Source organism: Ewingella americana (assembly GCF_006438725.1).
GTDB lineage: Bacteria > Pseudomonadota > Gammaproteobacteria > Enterobacterales > Enterobacteriaceae > Ewingella > Ewingella americana_A.
Genome location: NZ_RCZD01000005.1, coordinates 449,651 through 471,977 on the forward strand (window position 1 = coordinate 449,651; position 22,327 = coordinate 471,977).

Consider the following 22,327-nt stretch of genomic DNA (forward strand, 5'->3'; position numbering starts at 1 on the left):
CATGCCGCCAAGGTGGCTTGTTGCTTGTCTGAAGCTTTAGTTAACTTGTACTGAGGAAATCTTAATGTCTAAAATCGTTAAAGTTATCGGCCGCGAAATCATCGACTCCCGTGGTAACCCGACCGTAGAAGCTGAAGTTCATCTGGAAGGCGGTTTCGTTGGCCTGGCAGCTGCACCATCAGGCGCATCTACCGGTTCCCGTGAAGCACTGGAACTGCGTGACGGTGATAAATCTCGTTTCCTGGGCAAAGGCGTACTGAAAGCTGTTGCTGCAGTAAATGGCCCGATTGCTCAGGCTGTGATGGGTAAAGACGCGAAAGACCAGGCAAACATCGACAAGATCATGATCGATCTTGATGGTACCGAGAACAAATCTCAGTTTGGTGCTAACGCGATTCTGGCCGTTTCTCTGGCTGCTGCTAAAGCGGCTGCTGCTTCTAAAGGTCTGCCACTGTACGCTCATATCGCAGAACTGAACGGCACCCCAGGCAAATATTCTATGCCACTGCCTATGATGAACATCATCAACGGCGGCGAACACGCTGATAACAACGTTGATATTCAAGAGTTCATGATTCAGCCTGTTGGCGCAAAAACGCTGAAAGAAGCTGTTCGCATGGGTTCTGAAGTGTTCCACACCCTGGCTAAAGTTCTGAAGTCTAAAGGCATGGGTACTGCTGTTGGTGACGAAGGCGGCTACGCGCCAAACCTGGGTTCTAACGCAGAAGCTCTGGCTGTTATCGCTGAAGCGGTAAAAGCAGCAGGTTACGAGCTGGGTAAAGATATTACTCTGGCGATGGACTGTGCAGCATCAGAATTCTACAAAGACGGTAAATACGTTCTGGCCGGCGAAGGCAACAAAGCTTTCACTTCTGAAGAGTTCACTCACTTCCTGGAAGACCTGACCAAACAATACCCAATCGTTTCTATTGAAGACGGTCTGGACGAATCTGATTGGGATGGTTTTGCTTACCAGACTAAAGTTCTGGGCGACAAAATCCAGCTGGTGGGTGACGATCTGTTCGTAACCAACACCAAAATCCTGAAAGAAGGTATCGACAAAGGTATCGTTAACTCCATCTTGATCAAATTCAACCAGATCGGTACGTTGACCGAAACCCTGGCTGCGATCAAAATGGCGAAAGATGCTGGCTACACTGCCGTTATCTCTCACCGTTCAGGCGAAACCGAAGATGCAACGATTGCCGACCTGGCAGTAGGTACTGCAGCGGGCCAAATCAAAACCGGTTCTATGAGCCGTTCTGACCGTGTTGCTAAATACAACCAGCTGATTCGTATCGAAGAAGCACTGGCGGCACAGGGTACACCTGCTCCGTTCAACGGTCTGAAAGAAGTTAAAGGTCAGTAATTACTGCGCTTTTATACTTCCAAAAAAACCCGCTTCGGCGGGTTTTTTTATGTCTGATGTTTAGCATGAATCTAACGTAAAAAACTTAAAGCAGCAGAGAGAGTGTCGCGCTGGCACTGTCTTGGCTGGCCTGAACGTAAGAAGGCGAAAGCGTTAATAGCTGATTAATGACCAATTCTACCAGCAGCATAGCGCCCACTTTTGATGTCAGTGAACCTGCGGTTAATGGCCCTTCCGGTTTGGCTGCCACCAGCAACACATCAGCTAGTGCAGAAAGAGGGCTGTGCAGTGTATTGCTGATACCAATAATTTTTGTTCCCTGTCGTTGTGCCAGTTCAATGGCATGAAGCACATCCTTGGTGGAGCCGGAACTGGAAATCACGACGACGATATCCTGCCTGTCCAGACTGACCGCATTCATGGCGGCCCGATGCATATCAGAAAAACATTGTGAGGCTTTGCCGAGACGCAGCAATTTGTAGCCAAGATAATCTGCCACGATAGCACTGGCGGCTACCCCATAAATTTGCACTGAGCGTGCATTGTGAATTTGCAGGGCGACGTCAGTCAGCATTTGACGATCAAGCAGTTTTCCGGTATCGCGCAGTGCATTCACACTGTCTTCAATCAACGTTTGGACTTCATCATCGCCTTCACCAGACTTAAGGGGATGGCTTTGACGAGTCTCCATGGCGAGCCCCATTTTGAACTCGGTAAATCCCTTACATCCGAGTTGGCGGCATAGGCGAGTGACACTGGCTTCGCTGGTATTACTTTCACGTGCCAGTTCGGTAATGGTCAGATAAAGCACACGTTGTGGCTGTTCTAACACAAAGCTGCCGAGCTTAGACAGTGTCGGGCTATAGTTTTCTAGCCCCTGGCGCATACGCAAGAGCAATGTGCCGGTTTCCTTAGTCTGACTCACTCAACTCTCCTTTAAATAATTGACCACTCTAGTTTGCTGATGTGACGCAGTTAACGCCAGAAGAATTCCGTATGGATAACTTTCTTTATTTGGTGGTAATTTTCTCCACAATTACATATTGTGATGAAAATATTTATCACATCAGCGCAAAATAAAGGTGATTTCATGTCAATCTTCAACGGTTCAGGTGGTGGGGCATGGTTTGAAAAGGCACAAAAATTCGGTAAGTCATTTATGTTGCCCATCGCAATTTTGCCTGCTGCGGGTTTGCTGTTGGGTATTGGTGGTGCATTGTCCAACCCCAATACGTTAAAGGCTTATCCGTTTTTAAATATTGAAGGATTACAGGCTATCTTCACGGTCATGGCCAGTGCGGGCTCGATCGTTTTTGCCAACCTTGCTGTATTGTTTGCTGTTGGGGTCGCGGTTGGATTAGCCCGCAGTGATAAAGGGACTGCGGGACTGTCAGCGTTGTTGGGTTATTTGGTGATGAACGCGACTATTAATGCCATTTTGATCCTGAAAGGACAGCTAGCCCCGGCGAATCTCAGTGCATCAGGGCAAGGTATGGCACTTGGGATCCAGACACTCGAAACCGGTGTGTTCGGTGGCGTAGTGATCGGCCTGGTCACCTGGTGGCTGCATAGCCGCTATAACAAAATTGAGTTGCCACAATTTCTCGGATTCTTTGGTGGTTCAAGGTTTGTGCCTATAGTCACCTCCGTGGCGGCGATAGCAGTAGGTGCGCTCATGTTCTTCATATGGCCGCATTTCCAGAAAGTCATTTTCAGCCTGGGTGGGCTGGTGGATGCAACCGGGTATCTTGGGACGTTCATCTACGGATTTGTATTGCGCATGCTCGGTCCCTTCGGCCTGCACCATATCTTCTATCTGCCGTTCTGGACCACTGCATTGGGCGGTAGTGAGGTCGTCAACGGCCATCTTATCGAAGGCACCCAGCGCATCTTTTTTGCGCAACTGGCGGACCCCAATACCCAGCAGTTTTATATTGGAACGTCACGATTCATGTCCGGTCGTTTTATCACCATGATGTTTGGTCTGGTGGGGGCTTGTCTTGCGATGTATCACACTGCGCAACCTGAGAATAAAAAACGCGTGGCAGGTTTGTTGCTTTCCGCGGCACTGACCTCGTTTTTAACCGGGATCACTGAGCCCATTGAATTCTCCTTCCTGTTCGTTGCCCCCATGCTCTACGTCCTGCATGCCGTGTTTGACGGGCTGGCATTCATGATTGCCCATATTTTGCATATCACTATTGGCCAGACTTTTTCCGGCGGCTTTATCGATTTCATTCTGTTTGGCGTATTACAGGGGGAAAGCAAAACGCACTGGATGTATGTGCCGCTGGTCGGTGTGCCTTGGTTTTGCCTCTATTACTTCTCCTTCCGCTACCTCATTAAACGCTTCAATCTGAAAACGCCGGGGCGTGACAGCGTAGATGTTCAGGAAAGCGGTGTGATCACCGATCGTGCCGGGCTGGTGATTGAAGCGCTCGGCGGAGCATCTAACATTGTTGAACTGGATTGTTGTGCAACAAGACTGCGCATCAGCGTTCAACAGTCTTCACTGGTCGATGAAGCCAGGCTGAAAGCCAGCGGAGCACGCGCTGTGCTAATTCGTGGGAACGGGATCCAGGTCATTTATGGGCCACATGTCACGATCATTAAAAATGAAATTGAGGAGATGCTGGGAGTATGAATCTGTCGATGTTAACGACCATAAAAGGAAAATTGGTGGTGTCTTGTCAGGCACTGGACGATGAACCACTGCACAGTGATTTTATCATGAGTCGAATGGCGCTGGCCGCTATGCAGGGTGGGGCCGTCGGCATCCGTGCCAACAGTGCCGCAGATGTGCAAGCTATTCGCGCCGCCGTACCCTTACCGGTAATTGGGATCATTAAGTGTGATTATCCAGACAGCGAAGTGTATATCACTGCAACGCTGACGGAAGTGGACGCATTGATGCGGGTGGGGCCGCAGATGATTGCCCTGGATGCCACGTTTCATCGACGTCCTGGCCCACTGCAACTTGACGCACTTATAGAGGCCATTCGCGTGAAATACCCTTCGCTTTTGCTGATGGCCGACATTGCCTGCACCGAAGAAGCAGTAAATGCGCAGAGATTAGGCTTTGATTGTATCGGCACCACGCTGCACGGATACACCCGGGAAACTCAGGGCTGCAAACTTTGGCATGATGATTTTTCCTTTCTGCGTCAGGTGCTGGCGCTTTGCACGATACCCGTGATTGCTGAGGGGAATGTAGATACGCCAGCAATGGCGGCACGTTGTCTGAGTCTGGGGGCGCATGCGGTTGTCGTCGGCGGGGCAATTACCCGTCCGCAACAGATAACTCAGCGCTTCACCGACGCTATCGATAATCTTTGCTGACAAACTCGCATCGGCCTATGTTTGGCGCAGCACGTGCTATCTGCGATAATACGTGCTGTTTTTTAGAGATGACTGAGAAAACCATGCAGTACCCGATTAATGAAATGTTCGAAACCCTGCAAGGGGAAGGCTATTTTACCGGCGTGCCGGCTATTTTCGTTCGCCTGCAAGGCTGCCCGGTCGGTTGTAGCTGGTGTGATACTAAACATACCTGGGACAAAATTGCCGATCGGGAAGTCGACGTGCAGCGCATTCTGGTGAAAACCGAAGAAAGTGATGCCTGGGGCAATGCGACTGCCGAACAACTGCTGCAAATTATTGAACAGCAGGGATATACCGCGCGCCATGTGGTGATCACCGGCGGCGAGCCCTGCATTTATGACCTGCAACCGTTGACGTCTTTATTGGAATTGAGCGGTTTCAGCTGCCAGATCGAAACCAGCGGAACGCATGAAGTGCGCTGCTCGGTGAATACCTGGGTGACGGTTTCGCCGAAAGTGAACATGCGTGGCGGCTACGACATTCTGCCGCAGGCGCTGAAACGGGCTGATGAAGTGAAACATCCAGTGGCACGTCAGCGTGATATAGATGCACTCGAAGTTTTGCTGGCAACGCTGACCGATGAGAAGTCGCGCATCATTGCTTTGCAGCCGATCAGCCAAAAAGAAGAAGCCACCAAATTGTGCATTGCGACCTGCATTGCAAAAAATTGGCGGTTATCAATGCAGACCCATAAGTACCTAAACATCGCCTGATCTCCTTCATCCTTCACGCTAACTCTGCGTTGGCTGCGCTTATTCACCCCAGTCACTTACTTATGTAAGCTCCTGGGGATCTACTCGCTTGCCGCATTACGCGGCTTGCAGCAAGTTTTGCGATTTAGCGCGAATGATTTTGGAGATCTTGATTCTAGTTACCTTTATAAACGCAACCCGCTGTGCAGGTTTCTTTTACGCGTACGGCACTGAGTAATGGCAGTTTTGGCTTCATTTCATTCCATATCCATTCGGCCAGCACTTCGCTGGTCGGGTTTTCTAATCCTGGAATGTCGTTCAGATTATAGTGATCGAGACGATCTAGTGTCGGATTGAACGCAGCCTTCAGATCGGCGAAGTCCATCACCCAACCGGTATACGGATCCACTTCACCGGTAATTTCTATACGCACAGTGAAAGAGTGACCATGTAGGCGGCCGCATTTGTGGCCTGCCGGCACATGGGGTAAATGGTGGGCGGCTTCGAACTGAAAATCTTTAAATAATGTGGTAGTCATGGCGCTGTCTCATTGCTCAAAAAACGCGGCATAGTAGCGGATATCAGCCCATCACGCCATGAATACCCTTCATCCTTCACGTCGCAGGGTTGTTGGCTGACTTCACTCACCCAGGTCACTTAGTTTTCTAAGCTCCCTGGGATCCACTCAGTTGCCGCCTCCAGGCGACGCGAATGATTTTGGGTATATTAAGAAGCTTGGAACTGTACAAGGCGTTACCAACCACTGCTTTACTCAGCATGTTTCACTGGCTTAAAGTGGGCCAAGTCTGACTAACCTGTTGAGTGTATGAATGATTACTGTGCTGCGTTTGGTCATAATTTCAGTGCTTTTCTCTGCGAGCGTCGGTGCGGAAACCCTTGCGCCGCCTGCTGTGCCCGCTACGCCCGAACCGGCGACGGCCAGCCCTGACATAAAAGTGAGCAAAACTGCGACGGCTGTGCAATCTTCGGCCATTACACTTCCAGCGGGATCCGGCAGTTTTCGTGTTCCACTGTCGCAGGGGAAAAAGAGTCTGGAGGTCTTCAGTTACCAGCCTGTTGGTGCTGATGCCAGCACCCCGGTGGTGATTGTCATGACGGGGCTGGATCGCAATGCGGCTACGTACCGCAATGACTGGATGACCGTGGCGGATCAATACCACTTGCGAGTGATCGTCCCGCGCTTTAGTGAGCAGGATTTCCCCGGTGCCGCAGGCTACAACCTGGGTAATCTGGTCGATGCCAAAACCCACCGTAAACTTCCGCCTTCACAGTGGGCCTTCTCGGTGGTGGATTCCCTGTTCAGCCAGTTGCAGAAACAGGGCATTACCAGCCAGCAGCAATATTATCTGTTCGGCAACAGCGCAGGCTGCCAGTTTGTTCACCGTATGCTGACATTGTTACCGCAACCGCAGGTCAAAGCGGCGGTGTGTGCAGCGGCAGGGTGGTGGACATTACCCGATACCGATCAGCGTTGGCCTTATGGGCTGCGTGAATCACCGGTTGCTGTCAGTCAGGAACAGTTGGCCAGCTACTTTGCAAAGCCGATGCTCATCGCCGTAGGCAGTGAGGATGACGACCCGGAAAACCACGTATTGCGCCGTTCAAAACAGGCGATGGCGCAGGGCAGCAACCGCCTTGAACGGGCCGAAAGCTACTTCACCACCTCCCAGCAGCGTGCTGAGCAGAATAACACCCCGTTTAACTGGCACTTTGTGGACCTGCCGGATGTCGGCCACAGCGGAAGTAAAATGTCGGTGTTTGCCGCAGGGCAGTTTGCCTGGTTCGAACAGCACGGCGAGTTTCGCCCCTGATGCGTTTTGAAAATAAATCTGACCCCGCTGCGGCGGGGTTTTTCTTTATATAACAGTCAGTTTTTAATGCCCCATCGAATAGCCAATATTTTAATAACCATTTCAGTAAGATAAAAAAACGTAATGACCACTTTTTCTGGTTATTTCTATCTCTAAAACCACTTAGTCATTTTGGTTATTTATTATTTCCATCACTTCTTTAATTGTTATCATCGGCCTCGTTAACCTTACAAACAATAAAGGTCTTTTTGCGCGCTCGTTTTACCGCAAAAGGCGCAAATAAGCGCCAAAGGCCGGATTGCTAACTGGCTTATGCATAAGGGAATTCGTACCGCGATGACGACTCAGGCTCCTCCAACTTCTTTGCTTCCGCTTACTGCGGAACAACTGACCCGCCTCCAATCGACGATTGGTGAATATTCCCCCACGCAGCTGGCCTGGCTCTCAGGGTACTTCTGGGGAATGGTCAACCAGCAGCCGGGCGCCATTGCGGCCAGTGTGCCTGCGGTAGCCGCCGCATCGATTACCCTGATCTCTGCCTCTCAGACCGGCAATGCACGCCGGCTGGCGGAGCAGTTGCGTGATGACTTAGTGGCGGTAAAGCTGCATGTTAATTTGGTGAATGCCGGGGATTACAAATTCAAGCAAATCGGTCAGGAGAAATTACTGCTGATTGTCGCCTCCACGCAGGGCGAGGGCGAGCAGGCGGAAGAAGCCGTCGCGCTGCATAAATTCCTCCAATCGAAAAAAGCGCCATCGATGAAAGACACCGCCTTTGCGGTATTTGCGCTAGGTGATACTTCATACGAATTCTTCTGTCAGGCGGGTAAAGATTTTGACAACCGCCTGGGCGAGTTGGGGGCAGAACGCCTGCTTGAGCGCGTAGATGCTGACGTTGAATATCATGAACAAGCCGCCGCGTGGCGCCAGCGCGTTGTGGAGGTGCTTAAACAGCGCGTGCCTGCTGATACCTCCGGGCAACCTGCTGCAACGCTTGCCGGTGCAGTCAACCAAATCGACAGCAGCCCCTATACTAAAGAGCAGCCGCTGACCGCGTTGCTGTCGGTTAACCAGAAAATTACCGGCCGTGATTCAGACAAAGATGTGCGCCATATCGAGATTGATCTGGGGGATTCCGGCCTGCGTTACCAGCCGGGCGATGCACTGGGCATCTGGTTTGAAAATGACCCGCAGTTGGTGAAGGAAGTGGTTGAATTACTCTGGCTGAAAGGCGACGAGCCGGTTGAGGTGAACGGTAAAACGCTGACGCTGAGCGAGGCGTTGCAAAACCACATCGAGCTGACGCAAAACACCACGCCGATCGTCGAGAAATATGCCGCGCTGTGCCGCGATGAGACACTGACAGCGTTGCTGGCAGATAAACCGAGGCTTCAGCAGTTCGCGCAAACGACGCCGTTTGTCGACATGGTGCGCCAGGCGCCGACTGAGCTGGATGCGCAGCAACTGATTGACCTGCTGCGCCCGCTGACGCCGCGCTTATATTCTATTGCGTCGTCTCAGGCCGAAACCGAGTCTGAAGTACATATCACCGTGGGGGCTGTGCGCTACGAAATTGAAGGGCGCGCCCGTTCTGGCGGCGCATCCGGCTATCTGGCCGACCGTCTGGAGGAAGATGGCGAAGTGCGGGTGTTTATCGAGCACAACGACAATTTCCGCCTGCCTGCCAACGCCGAGGCGCCAGTGATTATGATTGGCCCTGGTACGGGCATCGCGCCATTCCGCGCCTTTATGCAACAGCGTGAAAATGACGGTGCCCGTGGCAAAAACTGGCTGTTCTTCGGCAACCCGCACTTCACGGATGATTTTCTCTATCAGGTGGAGTGGCAGCGCTACGTTAAAGAGGGCTTATTGACCCATATCTCTCTGGCCTGGTCACGCGATCAAGCCGAAAAGGTTTACGTGCAGGACAAACTGCGCGAAAAAGGCGCGGAAGTCTGGCAATGGTTGCAGGAAGGCGCACACCTTTATGTCTGCGGCGATGCCAACCGTATGGCGAAAGATGTTGAGCAGGCTCTGCTGGAAATCATTGCAGAACAGGGTTCGATGGATCTGGAAACTGCCGACGAATTTTTAAGTGAGTTGCGTCAGGATCGCCGCTATCAGCGTGACGTTTACTAATACCCTGCATCCTTCAAATTGCAGGGGTGTTGGCTTCCTTCAGTCACCCGAATCACTTACTTGTGTAAGCTCATCGGGATTCCTTCAGTTGCCGCCTACCTGCAACTCGAATGATTTTGGGTATAAAGTTATGAGCGAGAAATTATGAGCAATAAATTGTGGAGTGAACTGAACCCCGGCCCAGGCCCTTTGGTCGTCGATGCCCCGTTGGCCGATGCTGAGCGTCTGAAGAAAGAAAGTAATTTCTTGCGCGGGACCATTACCGACGATTTAAAAGATGGCCTGACCGGCGGCTTCAACGGTGACAACTTCCTGTTGATCCGTTTTCACGGCATGTATCAGCAGGATGACCGTGATATCCGCGCCGAACGTGCCGAACAAAAGCTTGAGCCGCGCCATGCCATGATGCTGCGCTGCCGTTTGCCTGGTGGCGTCATGACCCCGGCGCAGTGGCTGGGCATCGACAAATTTGCCGAAGAGAGCACCCTGTACGGCAGTATTCGTATTACTAACCGCCAGACATTCCAGTTCCACGGTATTCTCAAGCCGAACGTCAAACCGGTGCATCAGTTACTGAATAAACTCGGGCTGGACGCACTGGCGACCGCCAACGACGTGAACCGTAACGTCTTGTGTACGTCGAACCCGGTGGAGTCTGAGCTGCATCAGGAAGCCTATGCGTGGGCGAAAAAGCTCTCCGAACATCTTTTGCCGCGCACCCGGGCTTACGCCGAGGTGTGGCTGGATCAGGAAAAGGTCGAAACCACCGACGAAGAGCCGATCCTCGGCGCGACTTACCTGCCGCGTAAATTCAAAACGACAGTGGTGATCCCACCGCAAAATGATGTCGATCTGCACGCCAACGATCTGAACTTCGTGGCAATCGCCGATAACGGCAAACTGATCGGCTTCAACGTGCTGGTCGGCGGCGGGTTGTCTATCGCTCACGGTGACAAAGCGACGTATGCCCGTACCGCGAGTGAGCTGGGCTTCATTGCGCTGGAGAACACGCTGGCCGTGGCCGAAGCGGTGGTGACCACTCAGCGCGACTGGGGCAACCGTACCAACCGTAAAAATGCCAAAACCAAATACACGCTGGAACGCGTCGGTGTTGAGGTTTTCAAAGCTGAAGTAGAAAAACGTGCCGGGATTCAATTCGCTGATGTGCGCCCTTACGCATTTACCGGCCGCGGCGACCGCATCGGCTGGGTGAAGGGCATCGACCACCAGTGGCACCTGACGCTGTTTATCGAAAATGGCCGCATTCTGGATTACCCGGGCAAGCCACTGAAAACCGGTTTGGCAGAAATCGCTAAGATCCACAAAGGTGATTTCAGGCTTACTGCTAATCAGAATCTGATCGTCGCCGGTGTGGCTGAGAAAGATAAAGACGCGATCGAAACGCTGGCCCGCAACCATGGCCTGATCGACGATAGCGTCACTGAACAGCGCAAAAATTCGATGGCCTGTGTGTCTTACCCAACTTGTCCGCTGGCGATGGCCGAAGCCGAACGCTTCCTGCCGGAGTTTGTGACGAAAGTGGAAGGCATCATGCATAGCCATGGCGTCGGTAAAGAGCACATCGTTTTACGTGTTACTGGTTGCCCGAACGGCTGTGGCCGTGCGCTGCTGGCCGAAATTGGCTTAGTGGGTAAAGCGATGAACCGCTACAACCTGCATCTGGGCGGCAACCGTGCCGGTACGCGCATTCCGCGGATGTATCGCGAGAACATCTCCGATACCGAGATTCTGGCGATCATCGACGAACTGGTAGGGCGCTGGGCCAAAGAGCGCGAAACCGATGAAGGTTTCGGCGACTACGTGATCCGTGCGGGGATCATTCGTCCGGTACTCGACCCGGCCCGTGACTTTTACGACTAACAGTACGACTGCAACCTGAAGGATGGAGAGTTTATGAGTTTGCTCACTCTTGCTGAACTGAATGAGATGCCGAAATCCGGGCAGGCGCTGGCGCTGGGTGAAACCAACGGCCAGTTGGAAAAACTGTCGGCGCAGGATCGTGTGCAGTGGGCGCTGGAAAATTTGCCCGGGGAGTTCGCGCTCTCATCCAGTTTCGGCATTCAGGCGGCGGTCTGTTTGCATCTGGTAACCCGCCAGAAAGCCGACATTCCGGTGATCCTCACCGACACCGGTTATCTGTTCCCGGAAACCTACCAGTTTATCGATAAGCTTACCGAACAGTTGAACCTCAACCTTCAGGTGTTCCGTGCTGAGCACTCGCCTGCATGGCAGGAAGCGCGCTACGGTAAACTGTGGGAACAAGGCGTAGAAGGGATCGAACGTTACAACGATATCAATAAAGTCGAACCGATGAACCGTGCGCTGGAAACACTCGGTGCAAAAACCTGGTTCGCCGGGCTACGCCGTGAGCAGTCTGGTAGCCGTGCCCATTTGCCGGTGCTGGCGGTGCAGCGTGGCGTGTTTAAAATCTTGCCGATCATCGACTGGGATAACCGACAGATTTTCCAGTATCTGAAAGACAACGATCTGAGCTATCACCCGCTGTGGGATCAGGGTTATCTGTCCGTCGGCGATACTCACACCACTAAAAAGTGGGAAGAGGGCATGAGCGAAGAGGATACAAGGTTTTTTGGTCTGAAACGCGAGTGTGGCTTACATGAGTGATAGCCTATCTTATTTGCCATTTTTCTTACCGTTGTAAACCAACGGGCAGTGCCCGAACTCCTCACGTACTACGTGTACGCTCCGGGTTCTCCGCGCTGTCCGTGTCCAAACTGTCTACAACGATAACGGCTATTGGCCCGGCGAAATGAGGCGTTTTATTGAGCGGGCTTCGCCAGTTCTTTAATCAGCGGCAGTAAAATCTTCACACTCTCTTTCGCGCGTTTATCGATGCGCCCTGGCAGGACACGATCCAGATATTGCAGGTTATCCAACTGCCCCTGATGACGTGATGTTCCGTCCGGGAAATGCGGGCTGATGGCGCGTTGCTGCGAGCCATCTTTCTTACCCAGCGAATAATCGGTCGCGCTGACCATCAGCAGGGGAATATGTGCGTTGTCCAGCGCCTGCATCCCGCTACAGCAATCTTTACCTGCATAACTTTCGGCGGCGATGCCGTAACGATGAGCCAGTTTAATCGCACGGTCGCGGGTTAGCTTGGTGACGGCGGCTGAGGTGTTTTTGCCGCTTTTGAAATAGAGCTTATCGCCGACAATTAATGAATCGAGATTTACCACCAGCAAGGTATTTTTCTTCTCTTGCGGCGACATGCGCTGAACATAATCTTCTGCTCCCTGCGCTCCGGTTTCCTCTGCACTCAGCGCCACAAAGCGCAAACTGTAGTGTGTCTTCACTTTGCTGAGTTGTTCAGCCAGTTCCAGCATCACACCGACGCCTGAGGCGTTATCGTCCACGCCCTGTAAGGTCAGGCCGCCGAGATTGTGGTCAGAATCCGCGTCGCTTTGCGGCAGATAAGTGTCGAAATGCGCCATGACGATAATCTGCTGTGGCACCACGCCAGGTCGTGCGGCAATCACCGATGTAGCGTGAACGTTGTGCCAACTCTGCTTGCCGTCTTTGCTGCTGTAGAGATAGCGGGTATCGAAACCGCGTAAATCACTCTGGTAACCCAGTTTTTCGAAGTATTGGTTCAGGTAATCTGCGGCGATAAGTTCGCCGGGACTGCCCGCCATCCGCCCTGGAAAATAGGTCGCGATATGGCGGGTTTGTGTCGCGGCGATAACGCCGGGAGCGGGTTCATTCGAAAGTTTAGCCGCATGAGCAAAACCCACGCAGCTGATACTGATCGTCAGCAGCGCGAGCTTCATGCGTAAAGTGGAAAACATAGCCGAAAAATCCTTATCAGGAGGTCTGTGAGAGCGGAAGACGTTATCCGTCATCCTTCAAGCATACAGCAGGCCGCGTATGGCGGTCTTAATTGGGCAATAGTATGCGATTGTGCGGCCAAATAGACAATTTCCCGTTATCTCAAAGGGCTCTTTTTGTTGCTGAAATCCGTAACCTGCTGAAGAATTCTGTGGCCTATATTCCATTCTGGAACTATTCATTCCATTTCGTCATTTCAGATCAATTATTCCCACCACGTATAGTCGTGTGAATTATCTTCGCGAATAAATAAGGCCGTTGTGGACTATCTACCCATTTTTGCCGACCTCAGACAACGCCCCGTGCTGGTTGTCGGTGGCGGTGAAGTCGCAGCACGCAAAATTGATCTCCTACTGCGTGCCGGCGCAGCAGTCCGCATCGTCGCGCAATCGCTCACTCCTGAACTCGAACATCGTCGTCAGGCGTTGCAGGTCAGCTGGATAGCAGAGCGCTTTGAGCCTCAACAGCTCGATGACGTTTTTCTGGTGATTGCCGCTACGGATGATGCAAGGCTCAATGCCGAAGTCTTCGAGCAGGCCAACCAGCGGCAGTTGCTGGTGAACGTGGTGGATGACCAGCCGAAGTGTTCATTTATCTTCCCCTCAATTGTCGATCGTTCACCGATTGTTGTCGCGATCTCCTCCAGCGGCACTGCTCCGGTGCTGGCGCGTCTGTTGCGTGAAAAACTGGAAACCTTACTCCCCGCCAGTCTTGGGAAAATGGCTGAAATTGCCGGGGGATGGCGCGAAAGCGTGAAACAGCGGTTTACCTCAATGAGGGCCCGCCGCCGTTTCTGGGAACAGGCATTCGATGGCCGTTTTGCTTCGCTGGTCACTGCGGGACAGATTCCACAGGCCGAGCAAGTATTGCAGCAACAGTTAGATAACCCGGAATCTATCTCGCAAAGCGGAGAAGTGACGCTGGTCGGCGCAGGGCCGGGTGATGCAGGATTACTCACCTTACGCGGTTTGCAGGTCATGCAGCAGGCGGACGTGGTGCTTTATGACTATCTGGTCAGTGATGAAGTGCTGGACCTGGTACGGCGCGACGCAGACAGAATTTGCGTGGGAAAACGGGCAGGCAGCCATTCTGTGGCGCAGGACGATATTAACCGCTTACTGGTGGAACTCGCACTGCAGGGGAAGAAAGTGGTGCGGCTAAAGGGCGGCGATCCGTTTATTTTTGGTCGCGGTGGTGAAGAGTTACAGGCCGTCGTGGCCGCCGGAATTCCTTTCCAGGTGGTGCCGGGTGTGACCGCAGCTGCGGGGGCGACGGCTTATGCCGGCATTCCGCTGACACACCGTGATCACGCGCAAAGCGTGGTCTTTGTGACCGGCCATTGCCGTCCTGAAGACAATGGCGTGCAGTGGGAAACCCTCGCAAAGGGCAAACAGACATTAGCGATTTACATGGGCACGCTGAAGGCGGCTGAAATTAGTCAGCAATTGATCGCCCATGGTCGTGCGGCTTCCACGCCGGTGGCTGTTATCGGACGTGGTACTCGTGCAGACCAACAGGTGCTCACGGGTACTTTGGATAGTCTTGAACATTTAGCTCAACAGGCGCCGACGCCGGCGCTGCTGGTGATCGGTGAAGTCGTGGCACTTCACTCTCAACTTGCCTGGTTTGGGCATCATCCACAGACTGACGGCGTGCAACGCCCGACTGTCGTGAATTTGGCTTAAGGATCTGTTATGGACGAAAAACGACTCACACATTTACGGCAGCTGGAGGCGGAAAGTATCCATATTATCCGTGAAGTTGCGGCTGAATTCGCCAATCCGGTGATGATGTATTCCATCGGTAAAGACTCGTCGGTGATGTTGCATCTGGCGCGCAAGGCCTTCTTCCCGGGTACTCTGCCATTCCCATTGTTGCATGTGGATACGGGCTGGAAATTTCGCGAGATGTATGAATTCCGCGACCGCACGGCCAAAAATTATGGTTTTGAATTGCTGGTGCATAAAAACCCGGAAGGCGTGGCGATGGGCATTAACCCATTCGTACACGGCAGTGCCAAGCATACCGATATCATGAAAACCGAAGGCCTGAAACAGGCCCTGAACAAATACGGTTTTGATGCCGCCTTTGGTGGCGCACGTCGTGACGAAGAGAAATCGCGTGCCAAAGAGCGTATTTACTCATTCCGTGACCGTTTCCACCGTTGGGATCCTAAAAACCAACGCCCGGAGCTGTGGCATAACTACAACGGCCAGATTAACAAAGGCGAAAGCATCCGTGTCTTCCCGCTCTCCAACTGGACTGAGCTCGATATCTGGCAGTACATCTATCTGGAAAACATTGAGATCGTTCCACTCTATCTGGCCGCACCGCGTCCAGTGCTGGAGCGTGACGGCATGTTGCTGATGGTGGATGACGATCGCATTGACCTGCAACCGGGCGAAGTGGTTGAACAGAAAATGGTGCGTTTCCGTACCCTTGGCTGCTGGCCTCTGACCGGCGCGGTGGAGTCTGAAGCGCAGACGCTTCCTGAGATCATCGAAGAGATGCTGGTGTCGACCACCAGTGAACGGCAGGGACGGGCAATTGACCGTGACCAGGCCGGTTCGATGGAACTGAAAAAACGTCAGGGCTATTTCTGAGGAGCGACCAAAATGAACAATGCTATTGCACAACAAATTGAAGAACAGGGCGGCGTAGAAGCCTACCTGCATGCCCAGCAGCATAAAAGCCTGTTGCGTTTCCTGACCTGCGGCAGCGTCGATGACGGTAAAAGTACCTTGATCGGCCGCTTACTGCATGACACCCGTCAGATTTATGAAGATCAGCTCTCTTCGCTGCACAGTGACAGCAAGCGTCACGGCACACAGGGCGAAAAACTCGATCTGGCCTTGCTGGTCGATGGCCTGCAAGCCGAGCGCGAGCAAGGCATTACCATTGATGTGGCGTACCGCTATTTTTCTACCGAGAAGCGTAAATTCATCATTGCCGACACGCCGGGACATGAGCAGTACACCCGCAATATGGCCACCGGTGCGTCGACTTGTGACCTGGCGATTTTGCTGATCGATGCCCGTAAAGGGGTTCTGGATCAAACCCGTCGCCACAGCTTTATCGCTACCCTGTTAGGGATCCGCCACCTGGTGGTTGCGGTGAACAAAATGGATCTGGTGGATTACAGCGAAAGCGTATTTGAGCAGTTTAAAGCCGATTATCTGGATTTCGCCCAGCAGTTGCCGACCGACCTGGATATCAAGTTTGTCCCGCTCTCTGCCCTTGAAGGCGACAACGTGGCAAGTCCGAGCGATAAAATGGACTGGTATACCGGCCCGACGCTGCTTGATGTGCTGGAAACTGTCAACGTGATTAATATCCGCGAACAGCAACCGATGCGTTTCCCGGTGCAGTACGTTAATCGTCCTAACCTCGATTTCCGTGGTTACGCCGGTACGCTGGCGTCGGGGTCGATACGTGTCGGGCAAAAAATCAAAGTCCTGCCTTCCGGCGTTGAGTCGACTATCGCGCGCATTGTGACGTTCGACGGTGACTTGCAAGAAGCCTGGGCTGGCGAAGCGATCACGCTGGTGCTGGCTGATGAGCGCGATATCAGCCGCGGCGATCTGCTGGTGGACGCAGCTGAAACGGTCAAAGCGGTACAGAATGCCAAAGTTGATATTGTCTGGATGGCAGAGCAGCCGCTGAGTGTCGGGCAGAGCTACGACATCAAGATTGGCGGTAAGAGAGCGCGTGCCCGTGTAGAGAATATTGAGTATCAAGTGGAAATCAACTCGCTGACCCAGCGCATTGTTGAGGCTTTGCCGCTCAATGGCATTGGCCTGGTTGAGCTGACCTTTGATGAGCCGCTGGTGCTGGATAACTACCAAAGTAATGCCGTGACCGGTGGAATGATCTTTATCGACCGGCTGACCAACGTCACCGTCGGTGCCGGGTTGGTGCGTGAGGCGCTGGAGAGTGTTTATCAGGAGCCGGGGGCCTTCAGTGCGTTCGAACTGGAGCTTAATGGTCTGATCCGTCGTCACTTCCCGCACTGGGGCGCCCGCGATCTGTTAGGTGGGAAATAACATGGCTTTACAGGACGAGAACGTCGTCTGGCATCCGCACGCCCTGACGCGTGAGGATCGCGAACAGCAGCATGGTCACAAAGGGGCCGTGCTGTGGTTTACCGGACTTTCAGGTTCCGGCAAGTCTACCGTTGCCGGGGCGCTGGAACAGGCGCTGTATGCGCTGGGCGTTAGTACTTATTTGCTCGACGGCGATAATGTGCGTCACGGGTTGTGCCGGGACCTGGGTTTTAGCGACGACGACCGCCGCGAAAATATCCGCCGGGTCGGCGAAGTCGCCAAACTGATGGTAGATGCCGGGCTGGTGGTGCTGACAGCGTTTATCTCACCCCATCGTGCCGAGCGTGACATAGTACGTAATTTGTTGGATGACGGGCAGTTTATCGAAGTCTTTGTGGATACGCCGCTGGATATCTGCGAAGCGCGCGATCCTAAAGGTCTGTATAAGAAAGCGCGTGCCGGTGAACTGAAAAATTTCACCGGGATCGACTCTGAATATCAGGCACCGCAAGCCCCGGATGTGCATCTTGATGGCGAACAATTGGTAACACATTTGGTTGCGCAATTGTTAGATGTACTGCGTCACCACGCTATTATCAATCCCTGAATGTTGCCGGCCAAACGTCCCAGAACGTGCCGGTCTACACTGTTACAACGGGGATCACGCTATGCAGGCATTACTTCACAGAATAGTCAGTCGGATCTGGATAGACCGCCCCGTGGCGGTGTCGGATGATCCGGTTTCTGATGCAGAAGATCCCTCGTATTCGATGTTTGGCGGCTGTACAGGCTTTGTTTTTTACTGGCTGGCATTTACTCTTCCTTTTCTGGTCTACGGCTCTAACACCTTGTTTTTTTTCCTCTATACCTGGCCATTCTTCCTGGCTCTGATGCCTGTCGCTGTGTTAATCGGCATCGCTTTCAGCATGTTGTTTAGTGGTAACTGGTGGCAAACGCTGTTGGCCTCCGGTGTTGCAGTGATGGGGATGTTCTGGACGGTCTTCTCTTTCCTGTCAGGCTGGTAAATTTCTGACCATTTTCTCAGCAATTTCTTATCTCTATGTAAACCATTGTGTCATTCTTCCCCATAATTACGGCCTTAACTCTGAATCTCACCGCCAATTTCCCTGTCAGTGTGGAGTCCGGCTGAAAGTTGTGGGATGATTGAGCGGCTTTTTTAGGGGGCGGGGATGGGCAAATTAACGCTGCTATTACTGGTTTTGCTTGGCTGGTTACAGTATTCGCTGTGGCTAGGTAAGAATGGTATTCACGATTATGTTCGTGTGAATGACGACGTTGAGGTACAGCAGGCCAACAACGGCAAACTCAAGTCACGAAATGATCAACTCTTTGCTGAAATCGATGATTTGACCGGTGGTCAGGAAGCTATCGAAGAACGCGCGCGTAATGAACTGGGCATGATTAAGCCCGGTGAGACTTTCTATCGCCTGGTGCCTGACCAGTCAAAGCGTAATGCGGGTATCAGTACTTCGCAAAACAACCTAAAACAATAGCTATGAGCCACTTCGCAGGTTCCCCCCCAGAAATTATTGCTGTTTTGCCCGCTGCCGGTATCGGCAGCCGTATGCAGACAGAATGTCCTAAGCAGTACCTTTCCATTGGCGGTATGACACTGATCGAACATTCGATCCGTGCGCTGCTGCAAAGTCCGCAGGTCACAAAAATTGTGGTGTCGCTTAGCCCGCACGATGTGCAATTTGCGCAGTTACCTATTGCTTTAGATCCCCGTATTCACGCGGTAACGGGGGGCAGTCAGCGTGCAGAGTCGGTAATGGCCGGTCTCGAACAAGCCGGATCTCAAGGTTGGGTATTGGTGCATGATGCAGCCCGTCCCTGTCTGCACATTGATGATTTAAATCGGCTGCTGGCAATTTCTGCTTTCAGCAATGTGGGGGGGATTCTTGCTGCACCGGTGCGCGACACTATGAAACGCAGTCAACCGGGCATCAGCAACATTGCCCATACTGTCGATCGCGAAGAGTTATGGCACGCGCTCACGCCGCAATTTTTTCCTCTCGAATTACTGAAAACCTGTCTGCGCCGCGCGCTGGATGAAGGTGCAACAGTGACGGATGAAGCCTCTGCGATGGAGTATTGCGGATTTCATCCGATGCTGATTGCCGGGCGTTCAGACAATATTAAAGTCACCAGGCCGGAAGATTTGGCGCTGGCAGAATTCTATTTAACCCAGTTGTATCAAAAGGAGAGCGCATAATGCGTATCGGTCACGGTTTTGACGTGCATAAATTCGGCGGCGAAGGCCCATTGGTGATCGGCGGCGTGCGTATTCCTTACCCGCAAGGTTTGCTGGCCCATTCTGACGGTGATGTCGCCCTGCACGCGGTGACTGACGCCCTGCTGGGCGCGGCGGCGATGGGCGATATCGGTAAACTGTTCCCGGACACTGATCCGGCGTTTAAAGGCGCTGACAGTCGCGAACTACTGCGCGAAGCCTATCGCCGTATTCGCGCCAAAGGGTATACGCTTGGTAATCTGGATATCACGATCATTGCGCAGGCCCCAAAAATGGCACCGCACATTCCTCAGATGCGGGTATTCCTGGCTGAAGATCTGCAATGTCATATGGATGACGTGAACGTAAAAGCCACGACAACTGAACAACTGGGTTTCACCGGCCGTGGCGAAGGTATTGCCTGCGAGGCCGTAGCCCTGTTGATCAAGGACTGACGCAGTGGAAAATAATTCGATGGATATGTCCCGCCTCACCTGGTTGTACGGCGAGCCCCTGTCAACTGGCAAGCTCAAAGCCAACCCGGAAGATTTTATCGTCGAGGAGGATCTCGGCTTTGAGCCTGACGGCGAGGGTGAGCATCTGCTGGTGCGGATTCGTAAAAATGGCTGCAATACCCAATTTGTGGCTGAACAGCTGGCACGCTTTGCAGGTATTCATCCGCGTTCAGTCAGTTATGCCGGATTGAAAGACCGTCACGCAGTCACTGAACAGTGGTTTTGTCTGCATCTGCCAGGTAAACAGGACCCGGATCTCAGCCAGTTTGCGCTCGAAGGTTGTGAAGTGATTCGCGCTGTCCGTCACCTTAAAAAAATGCGCATCGGCACCCTGAAAGGCAATGCTTTTACGCTGGTGTTACGTCAGCTAAGCGATCTCGCCGATATTGAAACGCGACTGCAAAACATCCTTCTTCAAGGGGTGCCGAATTACTTTGGCGAGCAGCGTTTCGGGCGCGGTGGCAACAATCTGGTGCAGGCACGCAAGTGGGCAAATAACGACATTCGCGTTAACGAGCGGTCAAAGCGCAGTTTCTACCTCTCTGCCAGCCGTAGCGCGATGTTTAATATTATTGCCAGCCGGCGTGTTGCCGACAATACTCACCGTCAGGTTATGCTGGGCGACGCTCTGCAACTGAGCGGGCGGGGAAGTTGGTTCGTGGCAACGGAAGCGGAATTTGACACCCTTCAGCCGCGTGTCGATAGTAATGAACTGTTGGTCACTGCGCCTCTGCCGGGTGATGGCCCGCTGGGTACCACCGATACTGCAGAAGCTTTCGAGCAAGACTGTCTGACGGATTGCACTGAGTTGTTATCGCTAATTAAACGCGAACGTGTCGAACCCGCACGGCGTGCGGTGATGCTTCAGCCTTTACACATGAGCTGGAAAAGCTGGGATGAGGTCACACTGGAGCTGAAATTCTGGCTTCCTGCCGGCAGCTTTGCGACCAGCGTGGTACGGGAACTGATGCGCCAGGAAAATAGTGATGCGGATATTACTGATTAATATATCAGTGATTCATCCGATCTCATGCTGTGGCATTTTCCACGCTAAACGCCCTATCTATAAGTGATTGCTGCCCCATGTTGTCGCATGATGATGCTTTCCGCGCTCGCTTCGTTCTGTGGATCGCCTCGCTATCTAAGGCAACCAAGGCGGTAATTGGCTACGCGCTTTCAAGTATGCAGACTGGCGTCACGTACACGCTGATTGAGAATTTTGCTTACAACGGAACGGCTCAACCTGGCTATTTCTACGCGGTAGTAGACGACGGTTGCGGGTCAACCGTCTAGCGGATTCATCTCCTCAGCTTATACAGCGATTGATGCAGTACGCGGGTTCACTATTTTCTTCGGAGTATTCCCGCCGGTTCGGGTATCGGCAAACGTTGTAATGGTTATCACAACTGACCCATCAGGAAGCCACTCTGCGAGTGTCGCCCTCGTCATCTCAACATTGCAGTCATATATTGCCAGCCTATCGCTCGGACAGTTATTTCCATATACGCAACTGGCGACAGTCGCCTACGATGACAGTTCGCTGGTGACTAATCTGTCATCGGTTACTCTCAATAGCGGCACATCCGACCCTGCAGCTTCAGGGCAGCAAGTCATTCATGCTGGAACCATCGCGGTGAGCTAAATGGCAACTGGTGACCAGAATGACATCCTCGGGCGTCTAAAAGCGCTCATCCCTCCGAGTTGGTTCGGTGACAATTCTATTTTTCGCGACGCTATTCTATCGGCCTGCGCGCAGGCGCTTGCTTGGTGCTATTCGCTGTATCTCTATGCTCAATTACAAACGCGGATCGGCACGGTCACGGACGGATGGCTGGATATGATCGCATATGACTTTTTTGGGAATAATTACGGGAGAACGGCGGGGCAGTCAGACGATATATTTCGCAACTCAATAAAGATTAGCATTTTCCGTGAGCGTGGTACTCGTCATTCAATTCAAAAAGTACTTAAAGGTTTGACGGGCCACACGCCGATAAATCAACATTATTCTCTGTGTGGGGAATAAATGCGAGTGACCAGTTTAAGATTGGTTATCAGAATGGTCGAAGAGTAGCTTTTGCCCCAATAGTATTAGTCAATATGACCGCGTCGGGGATTACTAACCCATTATCTTCATTTAGTGCGGGCGCCCGCATTCCCAAAAATGCGAAAGACGCATTCCTTACACCCAACACGACTAATAACAATGCCAGCGGAGGTGTGTATAGCAGC

Annotated in this window: 21 protein-coding genes; 18 read left to right on the forward strand and 3 right to left on the reverse strand. The window is 52.5% G+C overall.

Annotation, left to right across the window (positions count from 1 at the left end):
• Positions 1 to 64: 64 nt before the first annotated feature.
• On the forward strand, positions 65 to 1,369 hold the full coding sequence (eno, locus tag EAH77_RS12095; RefSeq protein WP_140472945.1) for a phosphopyruvate hydratase: 1,305 nt from the start codon (positions 65 to 67) through the stop codon (positions 1,367 to 1,369).
• Positions 1,370 to 1,454: 85 nt separating this feature from the next.
• On the opposite strand, the gene EAH77_RS12100 is transcribed toward eno, so the two are convergent.
• Entirely contained in the window at positions 1,455 to 2,255 is an 801-nt protein-coding gene (locus EAH77_RS12100) for a MurR/RpiR family transcriptional regulator (protein ID WP_170215675.1), read from the reverse strand.
• Between the two features lie 204 nt (positions 2,256 to 2,459).
• Between EAH77_RS12100 and EAH77_RS12105 the strand changes: the two genes are divergently transcribed.
• From EAH77_RS12105 to queE, 3 genes are all read left to right on the forward strand, one after another.
• Entirely contained in the window at positions 2,460 to 4,013 is a 1,554-nt protein-coding gene (locus EAH77_RS12105) for a PTS transporter subunit EIIC (RefSeq protein ID WP_140472949.1), read from the forward strand.
• Complete coding sequence (locus EAH77_RS12110; RefSeq protein WP_140472951.1) at positions 4,010 to 4,708, forward strand: N-acetylmannosamine-6-phosphate 2-epimerase; 699 nt, start codon at positions 4,010 to 4,012, stop codon at positions 4,706 to 4,708. Before EAH77_RS12105 ends, EAH77_RS12110 begins: the two co-directional genes overlap by 4 nt.
• An 83-nt stretch (positions 4,709 to 4,791) precedes the next feature.
• Positions 4,792 to 5,463 (forward strand): 7-carboxy-7-deazaguanine synthase QueE, encoded by a 672-nt coding sequence (gene queE / locus EAH77_RS12115; RefSeq protein ID WP_140473083.1) that lies wholly within the window; start codon positions 4,792 to 4,794, stop codon positions 5,461 to 5,463.
• A 154-nt stretch (positions 5,464 to 5,617) separates the two neighbouring features.
• Here the strand turns inward: queE and queD are convergent, their stop codons facing one another.
• On the reverse strand, positions 5,618 to 5,980 hold the full coding sequence (gene queD, locus EAH77_RS12120; protein ID WP_140472953.1) for a 6-carboxytetrahydropterin synthase QueD: 363 nt from the start codon (positions 5,978 to 5,980) through the stop codon (positions 5,618 to 5,620).
• 292 nt (positions 5,981 to 6,272) lie between these two features.
• Here queD and EAH77_RS12125 point away from each other — a divergent pair, with 292 nt between their 5' ends.
• From EAH77_RS12125 to EAH77_RS12140, 4 genes are all read left to right on the forward strand, one after another.
• Positions 6,273 to 7,274, forward strand: a complete 1,002-nt coding sequence (locus tag EAH77_RS12125) for a hypothetical protein (RefSeq protein WP_140472955.1) — start codon at positions 6,273 to 6,275, stop codon at positions 7,272 to 7,274.
• 336 nt (positions 7,275 to 7,610) lie between these two features.
• Positions 7,611 to 9,413 (forward strand): NADPH-dependent assimilatory sulfite reductase flavoprotein subunit, encoded by a 1,803-nt coding sequence (gene cysJ / locus EAH77_RS12130; protein ID WP_140473085.1) that lies wholly within the window; start codon positions 7,611 to 7,613, stop codon positions 9,411 to 9,413.
• Positions 9,414 to 9,557: 144 nt separating this feature from the next.
• A complete protein-coding gene (gene cysI, locus EAH77_RS12135; protein WP_140472957.1) occupies positions 9,558 to 11,294 on the forward strand; it encodes an assimilatory sulfite reductase (NADPH) hemoprotein subunit in 1,737 nt (578 codons plus the stop codon).
• A 33-nt stretch (positions 11,295 to 11,327) separates the two neighbouring features.
• Positions 11,328 to 12,059, forward strand: coding sequence for a phosphoadenylyl-sulfate reductase (locus EAH77_RS12140; protein WP_140472959.1), 732 nt, complete (start codon positions 11,328 to 11,330; stop codon positions 12,057 to 12,059).
• A gap of 155 nt (positions 12,060 to 12,214) precedes the next feature.
• On the opposite strand, the gene EAH77_RS12145 is transcribed toward EAH77_RS12140, so the two are convergent.
• Positions 12,215 to 13,243, reverse strand: a complete 1,029-nt coding sequence (locus EAH77_RS12145; protein ID WP_140472961.1) for an aminopeptidase — start codon at positions 13,241 to 13,243, stop codon at positions 12,215 to 12,217.
• 300 nt (positions 13,244 to 13,543) lie between these two features.
• Here EAH77_RS12145 and cysG point away from each other — a divergent pair, with 300 nt between their 5' ends.
• The 10 genes from cysG (at position 13,544) to EAH77_RS12200 (ending at position 22,121) form a co-directional block, all read left to right on the forward strand.
• Positions 13,544 to 14,968: a siroheme synthase CysG gene (cysG, locus tag EAH77_RS12150; RefSeq protein ID WP_140472963.1), complete on the forward strand. Its 1,425-nt coding sequence runs from the start codon at positions 13,544 to 13,546 to the stop codon at positions 14,966 to 14,968.
• Between the two features lie 9 nt (positions 14,969 to 14,977).
• The gene (cysD, locus tag EAH77_RS12155; RefSeq protein ID WP_140472965.1) at positions 14,978 to 15,886 is read left to right on the forward strand and encodes a sulfate adenylyltransferase subunit CysD; all 909 of its coding nucleotides are present in this window, start codon (positions 14,978 to 14,980) and stop codon (positions 15,884 to 15,886) included.
• A gap of 12 nt (positions 15,887 to 15,898) precedes the next feature.
• Complete coding sequence (cysN, locus tag EAH77_RS12160; RefSeq protein ID WP_140472966.1) at positions 15,899 to 17,326, forward strand: sulfate adenylyltransferase subunit CysN; 1,428 nt, start codon at positions 15,899 to 15,901, stop codon at positions 17,324 to 17,326.
• A gap of 1 nt (position 17,327) precedes the next feature.
• On the forward strand, positions 17,328 to 17,933 hold the full coding sequence (cysC, locus tag EAH77_RS12165; protein WP_140472968.1) for an adenylyl-sulfate kinase: 606 nt from the start codon (positions 17,328 to 17,330) through the stop codon (positions 17,931 to 17,933).
• Between the two features lie 61 nt (positions 17,934 to 17,994).
• Complete coding sequence (locus tag EAH77_RS12170; RefSeq protein ID WP_140472970.1) at positions 17,995 to 18,351, forward strand: DUF3561 family protein; 357 nt, start codon at positions 17,995 to 17,997, stop codon at positions 18,349 to 18,351.
• A gap of 165 nt (positions 18,352 to 18,516) precedes the next feature.
• The gene (ftsB, locus tag EAH77_RS12175) at positions 18,517 to 18,840 is read left to right on the forward strand and encodes a cell division protein FtsB (RefSeq protein WP_140472972.1); all 324 of its coding nucleotides are present in this window, start codon (positions 18,517 to 18,519) and stop codon (positions 18,838 to 18,840) included.
• A gap of 2 nt (positions 18,841 to 18,842) precedes the next feature.
• On the forward strand, positions 18,843 to 19,562 hold the full coding sequence (gene ispD, locus EAH77_RS12180; protein WP_140472974.1) for a 2-C-methyl-D-erythritol 4-phosphate cytidylyltransferase: 720 nt from the start codon (positions 18,843 to 18,845) through the stop codon (positions 19,560 to 19,562).
• Positions 19,562 to 20,035, forward strand: coding sequence for a 2-C-methyl-D-erythritol 2,4-cyclodiphosphate synthase (gene ispF, locus EAH77_RS12185; RefSeq protein ID WP_140472976.1), 474 nt, complete (start codon positions 19,562 to 19,564; stop codon positions 20,033 to 20,035). The genes ispD and ispF overlap by 1 nt, the downstream gene beginning before the upstream one ends.
• A 19-nt stretch (positions 20,036 to 20,054) precedes the next feature.
• Complete coding sequence (gene truD, locus EAH77_RS12190; RefSeq protein ID WP_140473087.1) at positions 20,055 to 21,101, forward strand: tRNA pseudouridine(13) synthase TruD; 1,047 nt, start codon at positions 20,055 to 20,057, stop codon at positions 21,099 to 21,101.
• Positions 21,102 to 21,737: 636 nt separating this feature from the next.
• Positions 21,738 to 22,121 (forward strand): hypothetical protein, encoded by a 384-nt coding sequence (locus EAH77_RS12200; protein ID WP_140472978.1) that lies wholly within the window; start codon positions 21,738 to 21,740, stop codon positions 22,119 to 22,121.
• Positions 22,122 to 22,327: the final 206 nt, after the last annotated feature.